We start from the raw sequence: 16,336 nt of genomic DNA on the forward strand, positions 1-16,336 counted from the left end.
CAAATGATTAGAAACTAACATTAACACCGAAGTTAAAACTCTTTGTCAACGGATATTGGTAAGCACCGCGATCGCCACTATTTTCCGGATCGTAAATGCCGATGTGGTCTAACACGAACAAGTTAGTCCCTGATACATAAAAACGGCAACGGTCTACACCGATTGAACTCATCCATTGCTTAGGCAATGTATAACCGATTTCGATATTTTTACAACGGAAATAGTTACCATTCATCAGCCAGAATGTAGAAGCTTGGCTATTGGCTCCTACAGACCCTGTACCTCCTACACGCGGATATTCGCCATTGATATTATCAGGAGAATAGGCATCCGACCAAATATTTAAAACCGTTTGCTCTGTCCACGTATCACCGCGGTTAGGGAACATGATTGAACGATGACCGACTCCTTGGAAGAATGCTGTGAGGTCAAACCCTTTCCATTCACCTCCTAAGCTGATACCATAGATGATTTCAGGATCTTTACTATATAGTGAAAGAACTGCTTTGTCATTACCATCGACTATTCCATCGGGACCACCAACACCACCGGCACCATGTATATCTTGCAGGATGACGTCTCCTTTTGACCAATTGAAACCACCATTATATTGAGGTAAACCGACAAGGTCTTCGTCTGTACGGGCAATACCATTGGCGATATAACCCGTGATAAAGTTGATTGGACGACCTGTTTTTAATTCCCATTCGTAAGCATTGGCAGATTCATCAATTTTAGTGTAATGATTGCGGGCGAAGGAAAAGTTGGTTGATACATAGTAGGTCACATCACCAATTTTATTGTCGTGACGTATTAAGAATTCACAACCTTGGTTGATCATTTCGGCATAGTTTTCTTTCGGAAGACTGGCACCGAACGTTTCTGGTATCGTACGTGTACGAGCCATCAGGATATCTTTTGTCTTTTTATGGAAATAATCAAATTCCAAGCTCAATAATCCATTCCATAATCCGAGGTCGAAACCAACATCAGCCGTTGTGGTTGTTTCCCAGGTAATGCCTCTACTAGGATAAACCCCAGGTAGAATACCGGTTGCTCCACTTCCAAATACAACGTTGCTACCAGTGTTGAATTTACTCAAATATTGGTAATAAGCAACATCGCTTCCTCCATCATTACCTAAGGTTCCATAAGATGCACGAAGTTTCAAATTGTTGATGAAGCTTAGTTTTTCATTTGATTTGAAGAAATTTTCTTCTGTTACACGCCATCCGGCAGATACTGACGGGAAGAATCCCCAACGTTTTCCCGGGATCCATTTTACGGAAGAGTCGTAACGAAAGTTGGCCTCTAACAAATATCTGTTGTCAAAGCCGTAATTGACACGTCCTACATAACCGATACGCCCGATTTCAGATTCGTTACCGCTAGCATCTTTCCATTGGCTATCGGCACTACCTGCAAACAGTTGTTCCAAAGATGGTGAAAGCAATTCTTTGCGTTGAGCCCAAAAATTATCTCCCCATTGTTCGAATTGTTCATATAAGAACATGGCTCCAATGTCATGTTTTCCAAATGTATGGTTATAGTTCAATTGCAGGTTCAATGTGTATGAACTGGTTTCGTTGAAATCTTTACGAACAAAGTTCCCGTTTTCAGTTCTTGTACGTGTTCCGGTAACGGGTGCATCATCGCGGATGATGTGGTTATGTTCACCGGATGTTTCGTGCATATACAACGTATAGGCTTTACCGACGGTCTTGTAGTTTTCATAATATCGGCGGTAGTTGAACATCGCATTGGCGGTCAATCCTTCTACCCAAGGAATATCCCAATTAGCACTTAATTTGGTATTCAGGGTGTTCTTCTTTTTAGATCGATGTCCGTTCTTAATGGCTTCCAATACATTCCAGTTGTAAATGGTTGCATTGGGTTGTCCATTGATATAAGCAGGTTCTGTAGATGGAAAGTTCAATAAAGCACGGTACATATCATTCATCAATTCCTGGTCGGAATCGTAAGGCCAATAAGGAGTCCTCTGATCGCCCATGTTTCCGTCAACGTCCAAACCGATCGTAAAATTTTCAGCTACTTTGGCATCCACATTCGAACGGAAACTGTAGCGTTGGAAATCCAAATTATCGAATGTCCCGCTTTGATCGAAATAGCCGATTGACATGTAATAATTAATACGGTCGCTACCGCCATTGACACTCAGGTTATGCTGCATTGTGAATGGGTTTCTCCAAGCTAAATCCACCCAGTCCGTACTATGCGTCTTGAAATATTCTTGTTCGTCGGCGGTGTAGTAACGAGTATCGGTTTCAGGAATACCGTTGTACATGAATTTGTTATTTAGATACACCGTTCTATCGTATGCGCTCAACACTTCTGGCTTGCGTGTCGATCGTTCGGTACCGAATAATCCTGAATAGCTGAATTGTGGTTTTTGATTCTTACCGCGTTTGGTTGAAACAACAATCACACCGTTTGCTGCACGCGAACCATAAACGGCTGCTGAGGCTGCATCTTTCAGTACAGAGATGTTTTCGATTGTATTCGGATCCAATGCATCGAAGTCGGCTTTTTCACGAACAACACCGTCGATTACGTAAGTTGGGTTTGTATTGTTGGGTGTATTGGTTCCACGGATGGTGATTGGGGAAGAAGCACCGGGCATACCTGATTTATTGTAAGAGAAGATACCCGGCATACGTCCGGCCATGGCATTGGAGATATTGGATACTGGAATAGTAGCAATATTTTCGGCCGAAATGGTGGCAACCGAACCTGTTAGGTTCATTTTCTTCTGCGTACCGTAGCCGATAACGACTACTTCGTCTAACTTTTGTGTATCTTCCCGTAGGTTGATAGTAAAATCGGTTTGTCCTGCCACTTTTACGGTCTGAGTCAGGTAACCGATAAAAGATACTTGTAATGTTGCATTTTCCGGAACTTCCAAAGTGAAGCGACCATCCATGTCGGTGATTGTGCCAATGGTAGTACCGTCGACAGATACGTTCGCACCGGTGATAGGACCGAATTGATCGTTGACTACTCCTTTGATTGTTTTTGTCTTTTGTTGTGTAGCTTCTGCTACCATATTTTTCGGACGTAGAATGATTTGTTTGTCATTGACGCTATATTCAATGTTTGCGGCTTTACAAATTTCATTCAAAATAGTTTCGATCGATTTCTCCTTTACTTTAATGTTTACTTTACGGTCAACATTAATAAGTTGACTATTATACATAAAATAAAAGTCGGAACTTTCTTCGATTTCCTGTAAGACTTGCTCTACAGAAGCATTCCTCATGTCTAAAGAAATTCTGGCAGACTGGGAGTACAATGAGCTTGCACTTGCCGTGCTTAAAAAGCAAGTCAAACATAATGCTGCAAGTTTCATACGCATTGGAATTTTTGGTAATAAGTCAAAATTTGACTTAAAACCTTCTGGGTTTGATAAATTCTTCATAAATTCACATTATCAAATTTAATTAGGTTTGAAAAATAACTTGGTTGGGGATTACCATTCGTCAGGTGAGATTTTCGGATTGGTAATTCTTTTGATTGAAGCAGGAAAATGTGACCAGCATTTTTCTGCTTTTCTTTTAGGTTTCCATTCTCATACAATACTTTTTTAAGTTAACAATTATAACATTTATCTTTATTTTGATATTAGACGTAACGTGTGGGCAAACACCCTATGAGAAAATGAACTTTTTTCTTTTTGGGTGATTTTTACTTTACTGTTTTTATGATAACTACACGTCGTGAATACGTAAAATCAGACGTTTGCTCCGGTTCTATAACTGTACATTTTATAGGAGCTGTTTTTTCTAACAAAAGTAAAATCTCATTTAGTGTCTCCGTCGTAAATGTGGCAGAATACTTATAATCATATAATTCTTCTCCTTCCAGTTTGATGTCAACATTAAAATGTCGGGCAAGACGTTGTACAACTTCATTCATGTTGGCACGTCTGAATATCATCTTTCCGTCTTTCCATGAAGTTTCTACTGCCAGATTGACTTTGTCGACTTCCATTCTACTGGTATTCTTATAATATGTCACTTGTTCTCCCGGGCGTAGTGTCCTGGAAACCGGTTGTCCAATTTCTGACACTTCTATATGTCCCTTTGCCAAAGTGGCTTCTATTTTATCTTCATCTTCGTAGGCTTTTACATTGAATTCAGTGCCATAGGCGCTGACTTGCAGTCCATTGGCTGTTGTTACATCAAATCGGTTTGATTTATCGGATGTTACTTTGAAATAGGCTTCGCCAGCCAGTTGCACACTTCTTTTATTCTTGGTAAAGCGTTTAGGATAGGAGATAGAAGAGCCGGAGTTCAACCATACTTCAGAACCATCGGGAAGTGTGATTTTGGATATTAGGCCATAAGCCGTATTCAGTTCCACTTGTTCTACTGGTATATTGTTCCATTCCCTTACTGTGTTGAATAAGGTATACGTTGCAAATAAAACCGGAATTAATAATACCGCAGCTGCTGTCCGAATAAAACTCAGAATTTTCTTTTTATATTTATCTGTAGCAATCTGTTTTGAGATTTTTTTCCAGTTCTGCTGAGTGTTTATCTGTTTATGTAATTTGAGTTCAGCCGTGGTTTCCCAGATGAAACGAATGTCATCTACTTCTTTTTTGAAGTCGGGAGAGGATTGCATTTGTTGATCGAAAGCTATTCTTTCTTCTATGGAAAGCTTACCTTCAAGATATGCTATTATATGTTCTGTATGAATGTCCACTTTTGCTTTTTATAAATTAGACGTATAACCTATGGGAGACCCTATGTTAAAGAGTGTTTTTATTACCAAAGCAGCAAAATCATCAGCGGTAAATAATCCTTTAATTCGATCCGGAGATGTTTTAATGCTTTTGTCATATAGGCCTCAACTGTTTTGACTGATATGTTGGACTCTTGGGCAATTTCGGCGTATGTCATACTTTCGAATCTGTTTTTCTCGAAGACGATCCGGATATTGTCCGGAAGTTTGGCTAATGCTGAAGAAAGCATCTGTTCCAGTTCTATGGTCGAGTAAATGTCTCCGGACGTATATTGCAACGTATTATTCTCGATTTCTTTTTGCTGCCAGTTTTGTTCTGTTTCCTGTTTACGAAGAAAATCTATGCATGTGTTCTTGACGCTGGTAATAAGAAAGTTACGACTGGATGTATTGATCTCTATGTTTTTTCTGTTTTTCCATATTTTGAAAAAGGTATCCTGTACGATATCCTCACATGTTTCCCAACGGTCGATATATCTGTGGGCAAAGACACATAAAGGAGAGAAGAATTGAAAAAAAAGAGTACGAAATGCTATTTCATCATCTTTTATCGCAATTTTCCAAAATAAACTGTCAATAAAATTTGTTTCCTTTTCCTTCATTTTGTTTATGGCGGGGAAGCTATGATTTTTAAATAGTATGTAGTTCTTGAAGAACTCTGGTAAAAACCACAAATGCGAATCGATTGGTTATCAATATGTAACGAAAAAAGATAGATATAAAAGGCTATCACGGATAGAAAATGTTAAAAAAAAGACACATTTGATTAGCCTCAGATTTTTAACGATTTATTGTGAAAATGTCCTATATTTGCACCACGTGGATGCAATAGTTCTTCAAGAACTGAAACAAAAGATGCAATTTTTATTATATAGTTGAATGACCCTATTGCATCTTTTGTATTAGCAAAGCAGTTTTCTTATTTACTTACTCGTTTCATTACCGGAAGCCATTTGCCATATAGCTCCTTTACAATTTCGATTTCGTCCCCTTGCGGTGTATCCGGATAGGTTTCTTTATTGAAGGCCCATTCATATTCCCAATTGGTCAGACGGGTATAGAAATCGCTCGCATCCAAAGCCGGGCGTTCTGCCAATGATTTACGGATATACTGTTCATCATAACGCCATTCGCCTTTAGGCTGGACTTTCAGATAACTGATGAATTTTTCCCAACGAGGTTTATAATAACTTTTCATTAAGCCTGCCCATTGGCGGTTCGAGTATTCAAACAGGTGGGCAGAAGGATGTTTCGGACCCCATACCGTTACTAATGTACGTGCATTCCATTCATATAAATCTTTTTCTTCATCGGTTGTTCCCCATTGACGCGCTTCTTTTATCCATTTACCCAGCAAGAACGTGGAACGGGTTCCCAGTAACCGGTCGAAGTCATCGATTAATGTGAGGAACTGATCTCCTGCCTGTTGCAATTTCTCATTGTCTCCAGACTGATAAGCCTCTGTTATTTGTTTTTGTAAAGGCAGGGAAAGATCGGAAAGACATTGGCGCATGACATCGACCAAGTCATATCGGTAGGTGTCGCTTGCTTTCAGGTCATCGGATGCCTGGAGGAAATAATTGACGGCATCCCATAAACGGGAAGTAGAATAGGGGCGGCTCAAGTCGCCATTGGCTGCCACTTTTTGGATGTTTAAAGCCGGGCGGGCACACATAACACTTTCTGTACTAGGTAATCTACCTGCTTTATCGCTATATACCGTTTCCAGTAATACTCTCCAGCCTTGTTCGGCTCCTTGGGGTAGTTTTCCGTAACGGGCACGTGCATAATCCATGACCCACTGTTCCAATACCGGAGCATTCTGCATCCAGGTTATTTCTGTAGACAGTTCGTAAACGACCGGATTATGTTCGATTGCTTCCGGGAAGAGACCGATACCTTGTATATTCCCTCCTTTAGGGTTTTTCTTCAATTCATGTGCATTTTTGGCATATAATGGCAGATTTCCTCCCATATAAACACGTCCGCCGTAATTATGCAATACACCCGCTACATACGGGTAGTTCCAAAAACTGTCGAACTTCTCTACGTTCCAGCCTCCTAAATCCAATAAGAGCAGACGATCTTGCGGGAACGTGCGGGCAATAGCTTCACGTAACGACCAGGTTTGCATCGCTATGATGGCTTCGGGGTCGAAACCGGAGGCAACTTCCCATATCACTTTTCCTACTGCTTCAAGATATGACTTCTCATTGCTGGGAGCAGCCCCTTCGTGAAAAGGATCGGCGGCATAAATATGGTTTGTGCCGTATAGCTTTTGCTGTTCTTCCAGAAAGGCTTGTCCCATCTCCTTGAATAAAGGATCGAGCGGGTCCAGTTGTACGGTGGCGGTAAACGCATTACACCAACGATTCTTGTCTTTGATGCGGGCTTCGGGATATTTCTCTTTCAGTTTGATCGGCACGAAACCTGTGAAACTTTGTAGGATAGGAGTCATTCCCAGTTCACGCTGACGTTCCAGGATTTGCTGTCCGAGTTCTTTGTGGGAATCAATCCACGATTGTGGCAGCGGACCTCCGTATGTTTCAATATTCGTCATCCATTGCCATGCCTGGAAAGCCGGACCGACCAGGAATGTACGGATCTCATCGTCATTCATTTTAAACCGGCGTAAAGTATTTTGCCAGACAGCTTCCTGCCCGATTACGGCCAGGGGCATATTGATACCGTGCATGGCCATCCAGTCAATTTCACGTTGCCAACGTTCCCAGTCCCACCAGGCCATTGTGTAGCTGACGGTACAATAATTCAGATAGACACGATGATCGAAAGCGGTCGGACACGCCACTTTTTCCGGAACTTTTGGAAGACGTGACGGGAGATTCAGATTATCCCCGTTCCATGACATATGCGCGTTACAATAATATTTCAAATAATGATAAAGTGCAGACGCTACAGATACACCGTTGTTTCCCCGTAATATAATCTTACTGCCTTTGGATTCGATTTCGAAACGATCTTTACCGTCTTCCGCTTGAATCGTTTCCACTTTAAATGAGGCTGCCTTTTCAGGGATAACCCGTTTGATCAGAGCCTCGGAGGCTTTTCTTACATCATCTTTTGCCCATATACTTCCGAGGGATAGTAAAAGGCAACATAAAATCAGTCGTAATTTCATTTGATAAAAACTTGTTTTGTATTCAATATATAATGTTTTTCATGTGTAAAATAATTAGTGGTATTCTAATATACCGGATAATTGACGTGTAAATATAGTGAATACCCTATGGATATTTGAAAAAACTACATTATCAGTTATCTTTACGCATTGAACAACGAATTAATGAAAAGGAAATTATGAATCAGGAAAGTGCTCATTTTCAATTTGAAGAAAAGATAGAATGGCAAGACCTCGGTGGAGGTGTGCAGCGTCAGATCATGGGATATAATGATGATTTGATGATGGTAAAGGTGAAGTTTGAGACCGGAGCAGTCGGGGCACCTCATACACATCCGCATACACAGACTACTTATGTGGCCAGTGGCGTGTTTAAGTTTACGACGGACGGGGAAACAAAGATCGTCAGGACAGGAGATGGCGTTTATATGAAACCGGGTGTTTTACATGGATGCGAATGTGTGGAAGCCGGTGTGTTGATCGATACGTTTAGTCCGGTTAGGGAAGATTTTTTATAACTGCCGGAATGTTATCCGGACGACTATAACCTTGAAAGTGTTTCACCCTAATGGAACAGTTGTTTCAACGTAATGAAACACTTGTTCCATTAGGGTGAAACACTTTTATTGTCACGGTCAGTAAGCCGCTTCATGTACTCCTTTGATAGAACGTCCGCTCGGTTCGTTCATATTACTGAAAGTAGCATCCCACGCCAATGCTTCAGCTGTGGAGCAGGCGACGCTCGGAACGGAAGGAACGCTGCGTGCGGCACTTTCGCTGGGGAAATGCTCTTCGAAGATAGTACGGTAATAATATTCCTCTTTGTTTTGAGGCGTATTGATCGGGAAACGTTCTGCCGCATGTTTCATCTCTTCGTCGGTGATCAGTTCGGATGTGATCTTCTTTAGGTTGTCAATCCAGCTATAGCCTACACCGTCGGAGAACTGTTCTTTCTGACGCCAGGCGATTTCTTCCGGTAACATGCCGGCAAAGGCTTCGCGGAGGATTTTCTTTTCGATGGTCTTGCCCTGGCACATTTTGGCTGCTGGGTTCAGGCGCATTGCCACATCCAGAAATTCTTTGTCGAGGAAGGGGACACGGCCTTCCACACCCCAGGCACAAAGGCTTTTGTTGGCACGCAGACAATCATACATGTATAATTTGCTTAGTTTACGTAAGGTCTCCTCGTGGAATGCTTTGGCATCGGGTGCCTTGTGGAAATAGAGATAACCACCGAAAACTTCATCGGCTCCTTCACCGCTCAATACCATCTTGATACCCATACTTTTGATCACGCGGGACAAGAGATACATCGGAGTGGAGGCGCGTACGGTCGTTACATCGTACGTCTCAATATAATAGATTACGTCGCGGATGGCATCGAGCCCTTCCTGTACCGTATAGTTGATTTCGTGGTGGACGGTGCCGATGTAGTCGGCTACCTTCCTGGCTGCGGCCAGGTCAGGGGCACCTTTCAGGCCGATAGCGAAAGAGTGGAGTTGCGGCCACCAGGCATCGGCTTTGTTATCGGTTTCGATACGTTTGGCAGCGTATTTCCTGGCAATGGCTGAAATGATGGAAGAGTCCAGGCCGCCGGAAAGGAGGACACCGTAGGGAACATCGCTCATCAGTTGGCGTTGGACGGCGGATTCGAGGGCATCATGTAATTCTTCTGCACGGGCGGGGTTCTCTTTTACATTTTCATAATCCATCCAGTCACGGACGTACCATCGGGTGAGGTCGATATCTTTGCTATAGAAATAATGGCCGGGTTTGAACTGGTCGTACATGGTAGCGAAACCTTCCAGACCTTTCAGTTCGGAAGAGATGAGAAGATGGCCGTGGTCGTCGTAACCCATATAAAGGGGGATGACACCGATAGGGTCGCGGGCGATCAGGTAGGTATCGTTTTCTTCGTCGTAGAGGGCGAAGGCAAAGATGCCGCTGAGCCGTTCGACGCAACCGGTACCGTATTTGCGGTAGAGGGCGAGGATGACTTCGCAGTCGGAACCGGTCAGAAATTCGTATTCGTCTTTTAGCTCTTCACGGATTTCACGGTGGTTATAGATTTCACCGTTTACGGTCAGGATCAGTTTGCCGTCTTTACTTTTCAGAGGCTGACCACCGGAGGCCGGGTCGACGATGGAGAGGCGTTCGTGGGCAAGGATGGCAGTGCGTCCCTGGTAGATGCCGCTCCAGTCCGGTCCGCGGTGACGGATTCGTTTACTCATTTCCAATGCCTGGCCACGGAGGGCGGAGGCTTCTTCACGGATATTGAAGATTGCTGTAATGCCACACATAATCGTTATTGTTTTATTTTGTTAGATAGTTGTCTATTGCTTTTGCCGTTTCCCTGCCCGAAGCCATGGCGCGAACGACCAGGCTGGCACCACTGACGGCATCGCCGCAGGCGAATAGTTTGCTGTCGGCTATCTGGTGCTTATGGTCGACGACAATGTTTTTACGGGTATCTACTGCCAGTGAAAGCTCTTTGACAAGACCTTCCTGTTCGGGATGGACAAAGCCCATGGCCAGGAATACGAGGTCGGCTTCGATGATCTCTTTCTTTCCCGTCAGTTTCATTTCGGGACGGCCTCCGTTTGCAGATGAATGCCATTCTACTTCCTCTACTTCTACGCCTTTCAACGTATTTTTATCTCCGATGAAACGGCAGGAAGCGAGATTCCACCGGCGAAGGCAACCTTCTTCATGGCTGCTGCTGGTCTTTAGTACCTGTGGATACATGGGCCAGGGAGTTTCAGGGTTATGACCGATAGGCGGTTTCGGCATAATCTCGATCTGTGTCACACTTGCTGCATCGTGACGATTGGCTGTTCCTACGCAGTCGCTTCCGGTGTCACCGCCGCCGATGACGAGAACTTTTTTGCCTTTACAGTTGATGATGCTTTTGGGAGGGATGACGATACCTTCCAAAAGACGGTTTTGCTGTCCCAGCAGTTCGAGGGCGAAATGGACGCCTTTCAGGTTACGGCCTTCGATCGGCAGGTCACGGGGTGTTTCAGCTCCGATGGCGACACAGACGGCATCGTATTCCTTTACTATATCCTTGGCAAGGATTTCTTTTCCTACCATGGTGTTGACCCGGAAACGGATACCTTCCTTTTCCATCAGGCGGATACGCCGGTCGATGATGTTTTTGCTCAGTTTGAAGTTCGGGATGCCGAAACGGAGCAGGCCACCCGGTAGTTCGTCTTTTTCAAAGACTGTGATTTCGTATCCTTTGCGGTTTAACTGGTTGGCGACGGTCAGTCCTGCCGGACCGCTGCCTATGACGGCGACACGTTTACCGTTACGTACGGGGGTGACCGGCTGAACAAAACCTTCGCGGAAGGCTGCTTCGATGATGGCCACTTCATTTTCACGGATGGTAACGGGTTCATCGCAACTCAGTTTCAGCACGCAGCTTTTTTCGCAGAGGGCAGGGCAGATGCGGCCGGTAAACTCCGGAAAGTCGCAGGTCTGTTCCAATACGTGATAGGCTTCACGCCATTGTCCTTTATAAAGGAAGTCCTGCCATTCCGGTTGTTTGTTTCCGAGCGGGCAAGCCCAATGGCAGAAAGGAACACCACAGTCCATGCAACGGGAAGCCTGACGGCGGCGGTCGCTGCTGTTGAGTGTTTGTTCTACTTCGCTGAAATCGTCGATACGATCTTCTACAGGACGATAGCCTGCTTCTTGTCTATGTATGGTGAGGAATGCTCTTGGATTTCCCATGATGTTTAAATGTCTAATGTCAAAAAAAATCAGTTTAATAATCTCGCTGCATCTCCGCAATCTTCTGCTGCAACTTTTTCATCTGTTCTTCCTGTAGGACTTTCTTGTATTCGATCGGGACGATCCGGATGAATTCATCTACCTGTTTATCCCAGTTGTCCAGCATCTTTCCGGCCAGATGGCTGCCTGTGTAGTGGTAGTGCTTACGGATCAGTTCATGCAATTCCTTGCGGGTGGCACTGTCTTCGATCAGGGAGAGTTCGACCATTTCCATATTGCAGTAATAATCGAAATCGCCCGCCTTGTTCCATACATAGGCCACACCGCCACTCATTCCGGCAGCAAAGTTGCGGCCTGTTTGTCCGAGCACGACCACGCGGCCTCCCGTCATGTATTCGCAGCAATGATCTCCTACACCTTCCACTACGGTTATGGCTCCGCTGTTACGCACGCAGAAACGTTCGCCGACACGACCATTGATGTAGACTTCTCCACCGGTTGCCCCGTATAATAAGGTATTGCCGGCAATCGTATTGTCCTCGGCAACGAAGGTGGAGCGTACCGGTGGCATCAGGCTGATACGTCCGCCGCTAAGACCTTTTCCGAGATAATCGTTCGCTTCTCCTTCCAGGCGGAAATGAACGCCGTGGGCAAGGAAGGCGCCGAAGCTCTGTCCGGCCGAACCTTTGAATTTTATATTGAGCGTATGTTCCGGTAGTCCGGCATTTCCGTAACGTTTGGCTATTTCACCGGAAAGCATGGCGCCGACGCTGCGGTCTGTGTTGGCGATGGCATAATCGAGCGATACTTCCTGCTGCTGTTCGATGGCTGCCTGTGCATGACGGATGATGTCCACATCTTTCACATTCTCTATTTGATGTACCTGGTTGATCACATGATGGATAGCTGTGTGAGCCGCTTGTTCCGGAAGATGTAACAGGTGCGTGAAGTCCAGTAAATCATATTTGGAATTAGTTGCTTTCTGGTCCGCGCCCGTCTGCGTCATCTGCGTCCCTTTTCTAATTATAAAATCTGTCCGTCCGATAATATCATCCAGTTTGCTGTAGCCCATTTCCGCCAGATATTCGCGCACCTCTTCCGCCAGGAAAGTAAAGAAGTTTACCAGGTACTCATGCCGTCCGTGAAAACGTTTCCGCAGCTCTTCATCTTGTGTCGCAACGCCGACAGGGCAGGTATTCATATGACATTTGCGCATCATGACACAACCCAGGACGATCAGGGCAGAGGTGGCAAAACCAAATTCTTCGGCTCCCAGCATTGCCATCAGGACGATGTCGCGTCCGGTCTTCAGTTGCCCGTCGGTTTGCAGGCGGACTTGTCCGCGCAGATTGTTCATAACCAATGTCTGCTGCGTCTCCGACAAACCCAGTTCGGGGGGTAATCCCGCATAACGGATCGAACTGATCGGTGACGCACCTGTTCCTCCCTCTGCCCCGGAGATGACAATACGGTCGGCCTTCGCCTTGGCAACTCCGGCGGCGATCGTTCCGACGCCGCTTTCCGATACCAGTTTGACACTGATCTCTGCTTTCGGATTGACATTCTTCAGGTCGAAGATCAGTTGTGCCAGATCTTCGATCGAATAAATATCATGGTGGGGAGGAGGGGAGATCAACGAAATACCCGGTATGGAATGACGAGTCCTGGCAATGATATCATTGACCTTATATCCCGGTAACTGACCGCCTTCTCCCGGTTTGGCACCCTGGGCGACCTTAATCTGTATCTCATCCGCGTTGACCAGATATTCCGTAGTAACGCCGAAACGTCCGGATGCCACCTGTTTGATCGCGGAGCGGAGTGACGAGCCATCTTTACGTGGCGTGAAACGTGCCGGGTCTTCACCTCCTTCACCGGTATTGCTCCGGCCGTGTATCTTGTTCATCGCCATGGCCATCGTCTCATGTGCTTCTTTGCTGATGGAGCCGAAGCTCATGGCGCCTGTGACGAAACGCCTCATAATTTCGGAGGCGGGTTCCACCTGTTCGATCGGAATAGATTTTTGTTTCTTGAAAGTAAGGAAGTCACGTAGGAAGATGGGCGATTCTTTTTCGTCCACCATATGGGTATATTCTTTGAACTTCTTGTAACTGCCCAGGCGTGTAGCCAGTTGCAGGGTAGAAATGGTTTCCGGGTTCCAGGCATGTTTCTCCCCGTCTTTCCGGAAGCTGTATATCCCTTTATGTTCCAGCATCTCATCAACCGGAAGGTTAAAAGCTTGTTGATGTAGCACGGTCGCATCGCGGGCGATCTCATCCAGGCGTATACCGCCGACGTTGCTGGTCGTACCGCCGAAATAGGTGCGTGCCAGTCCGGCATCCAAACCGACGGCTTCGAACAGTTTGGCTCCGCGATAACTGCGGATAGTACTGATCCCCATTTTACTCATCACTTTGAAAAGTCCTTTGCAAATGGATTTTACATAATTCTTGCGTGCCGTTTCGTAGTTCAGCTGGATTTCATGTTTCCCTTCCAGCTCTTTCAGGATGGCAAAAACCATATACGGATTGATGGCACTTGCTCCGTACCCCAGCAGGAGGGCGGCATGCATAACCTCGCGCATCTCACCGGTTTCAACGACCAGAGCTGTCTGTACACGTTTTTGTACGGAGATCAGGTGATGATGTACGGCGCTGACGGCAAGCAGCGACGGGATAGGTGCCCTCTTTTCATCTACGTTCTTATCGCTCAGGATGATGTAGTTCACACCGTCGGTAACGGATTGTTCCGCTTGTTTACACAGCTCGTCGAGGGCTGCTTTCAAGCCTTCCCGTCCTTTTTCCACTTCAAACAACATAGGCAGTTTGACTGCATTGAATCCTTTATAGCGGATGTTGCAGAGCAAATCTAATTGCGTGTTGGTCAGGATCGGATGATTCAGCCGTACCATTTTACAATGGCTTTCACTCGGCACAAGGATATTATTACCTACTGCTCCTATATATTCTTCCAGACTCATGACCAGTTCTTCTCGGATCGGGTCGATCGGAGGATTGGTCACCTGGGCAAATTGCTGACGGAAATAATTGAACAATAACTGCGGACGATCGGATAGAACGGCCAATGGCGTATCATTCCCCATAGAACCGACCGGTTCGGCACCTCCGGTACACATCGGCATGATGATCTTTTCCACATCTTCGCGGCTGTACCCGAAGGTGCGTAACATTTTACTGTAGTTTTCGACTGTATGGGGTACTTTACGTCCTGATTTCAGTTCATCCAGTTCCACGCGGTTGTTTGACAGCCATGTCTTATAAGGTTTGGCTTCGGCGAGTTGTTTTTTCAGTTCGCCGTCATAATATATTTCGCCTTTCTCTGTATCGACCATCAATATTTTTCCCGGTTGCAGACGGCCTTTCTCTTTGATCTCGTTTGCTTCAAAATCCATTACGCCCACTTCGGAAGCTACCAGCATCATGTCGTTTTTCGTGATCAGGTAACGTGCCGGTCGCAAACCATTACGATCCAGCATACCTCCGGCAAACCGTCCGTCGCTGAATAACAGAGCTGCCGGTCCGTCCCACGGTTCCATCAGGATAGAATGATATTCATAAAACGCTTTCAGTTCATCCGATATCGGATTCTTCTCATTTGTACTTTCCGGTACCAGCATCGCCATGGCATGAGGCAGACTCAATCCGGAAGCGACCAGAAACTCCAGCACATTGTCCAGTGAGGCACTATCGCTCATCCCGGGCTGAATGATCGGACGGATACTTTCTATATTCCCGATCGTAGGTGAGGTGAGTACGCTTTCCCGTGCTTCCATCCATCCCCTGTTTCCACGGATCGTATTAATCTCTCCGTTATGTGCCAGCAGACGGAACGGTTGGGCCAGGCTCCATGTCGGGAACGTATTCGTACTGAAGCGGGAGTGAACCAATGCCAGTCCGCTTGTGAAATAATTATTTGTCAGGTCGGGAAAATAATGACGAAGTTGCATCGACTCCAGCATTCCCTTATATACAATATTTTTAGTGGATAACGAGGTCACATAGAAGTCATTTCTGCCTGGCAGGTCAGAGGTTGTTACTTTATTCTCAATGCGTTTACGGATAACGTACAACTTCAATTCCAGTTCCTGTTGGTTATCGCATCCGGTCACGAAGAGCTGCTTGATATCCGGTTCAGTTGCCAGGGCATCCTTCCCCAATATATCGCTGTTGACCGGAACTTTCCGCAGGTGCATCAGGGTAAGTCCTTCCTTTTCAATCTCTTCGATCATAATACTGAGGATGGCGGATCGCTGTGCTTCGTCTTTAGGAAGAAAGACCAGACCTGTACCGTATTTCCCTTTTTCCGGTACGGGAATCCCTTGCAACAGAATAAATTCGTGAGGAATCTGCAATAGAATACCTGCACCATCCCCCGTCTTGTTATCTGCACCTTCTGCACCACGGTGACGCATATTTTCCAATACTTTAAGGGCTGACTCTACAATGTCGTGCGACTTTCCTCCGTGAATGTTTACCAACATTCCTACACCGCAGGCGTCATGTTCATTCGCTGGATCATATAATCCCTGCTTTCTATTCAAATAGATCTGTTCTTTCATTGTTTGTTGACCTTATGTTTGTGTAATGCCTATTTTGTTGTCAAATTGTTTTACAAATATAGAATGTTTCTTTCATTGTGATATACGTTGTGGTGTTAAAGTGTGACGTTTTTTTGCTT

Annotated in this window: 9 protein-coding genes; 2 read left to right on the plus strand and 7 right to left on the minus strand. The window is 45.3% G+C overall.

The window, feature by feature from the left end; all coding sequences use genetic code 11:
- Positions 1-7 precede the first annotated feature (7 nt).
- Complete coding sequence (locus P3L47_RS13720) at positions 8-3,277, minus strand: TonB-dependent receptor (protein ID WP_277781146.1); 3,270 nt, start codon at positions 3,275-3,277, stop codon at positions 8-10.
- On the opposite strand from P3L47_RS13720, the gene P3L47_RS13725 reads away from it, so the two are divergent.
- On the plus strand, positions 3,276-3,458 hold the full coding sequence (locus P3L47_RS13725; protein WP_233577193.1) for a hypothetical protein: 183 nt from the start codon (positions 3,276-3,278) through the stop codon (positions 3,456-3,458). The two genes, P3L47_RS13720 and P3L47_RS13725, sit on opposite strands and share 2 nt — an antisense overlap.
- A 244-nt stretch (positions 3,459-3,702) precedes the next feature.
- Here the strand turns inward: P3L47_RS13725 and P3L47_RS13730 are convergent, their stop codons facing one another.
- The 3 genes from P3L47_RS13730 to P3L47_RS13740 all read right to left on the minus strand — a co-directional run bounded on the left by P3L47_RS13730 (position 3,703) and on the right by P3L47_RS13740 (position 7,903).
- On the minus strand, positions 3,703-4,725 hold the full coding sequence (locus tag P3L47_RS13730) for a FecR family protein (protein ID WP_277781147.1): 1,023 nt from the start codon (positions 4,723-4,725) through the stop codon (positions 3,703-3,705).
- A gap of 62 nt (positions 4,726-4,787) precedes the next feature.
- Positions 4,788-5,366 carry an RNA polymerase sigma-70 factor gene (locus P3L47_RS13735; RefSeq protein ID WP_277781148.1) on the minus strand — a complete coding sequence of 193 codons (579 nt, stop codon included), beginning with the start codon at positions 5,364-5,366 and terminating at the stop codon, positions 4,788-4,790.
- A 317-nt stretch (positions 5,367-5,683) separates the two neighbouring features.
- A complete protein-coding gene (locus P3L47_RS13740) occupies positions 5,684-7,903 on the minus strand; it encodes an alpha-N-acetylglucosaminidase (RefSeq protein ID WP_277781149.1) in 2,220 nt (739 codons plus the stop codon).
- Between the two features lie 179 nt (positions 7,904-8,082).
- Here P3L47_RS13740 and P3L47_RS13745 point away from each other — a divergent pair, with 179 nt between their 5' ends.
- Positions 8,083-8,421 (plus strand): cupin domain-containing protein, encoded by a 339-nt coding sequence (locus P3L47_RS13745; protein ID WP_277781150.1) that lies wholly within the window; start codon positions 8,083-8,085, stop codon positions 8,419-8,421.
- Between the two features lie 117 nt (positions 8,422-8,538).
- Here the strand turns inward: P3L47_RS13745 and asnB are convergent, their stop codons facing one another.
- The 3 genes from asnB to gltB are packed head-to-tail and all read right to left on the minus strand — an operon-like array spanning position 8,539 to position 16,217.
- Positions 8,539-10,203, minus strand: coding sequence for an asparagine synthase B (gene asnB, locus P3L47_RS13750; protein WP_277781151.1), 1,665 nt, complete (start codon positions 10,201-10,203; stop codon positions 8,539-8,541).
- 13 nt (positions 10,204-10,216) lie between these two features.
- On the minus strand, positions 10,217-11,638 hold the full coding sequence (locus tag P3L47_RS13755; protein WP_277781152.1) for a glutamate synthase subunit beta: 1,422 nt from the start codon (positions 11,636-11,638) through the stop codon (positions 10,217-10,219).
- A 34-nt stretch (positions 11,639-11,672) separates the two neighbouring features.
- Positions 11,673-16,217 (minus strand): glutamate synthase large subunit, encoded by a 4,545-nt coding sequence (gene gltB, locus P3L47_RS13760; protein WP_277781153.1) that lies wholly within the window; start codon positions 16,215-16,217, stop codon positions 11,673-11,675.
- Between the last annotated feature and the right edge of the window lie 119 nt (positions 16,218-16,336).

It is taken from the genome of Parabacteroides chongii (assembly GCF_029581355.1).
Classification (GTDB): Bacteria; Bacteroidota; Bacteroidia; order Bacteroidales; family Tannerellaceae; genus Parabacteroides; species Parabacteroides chongii.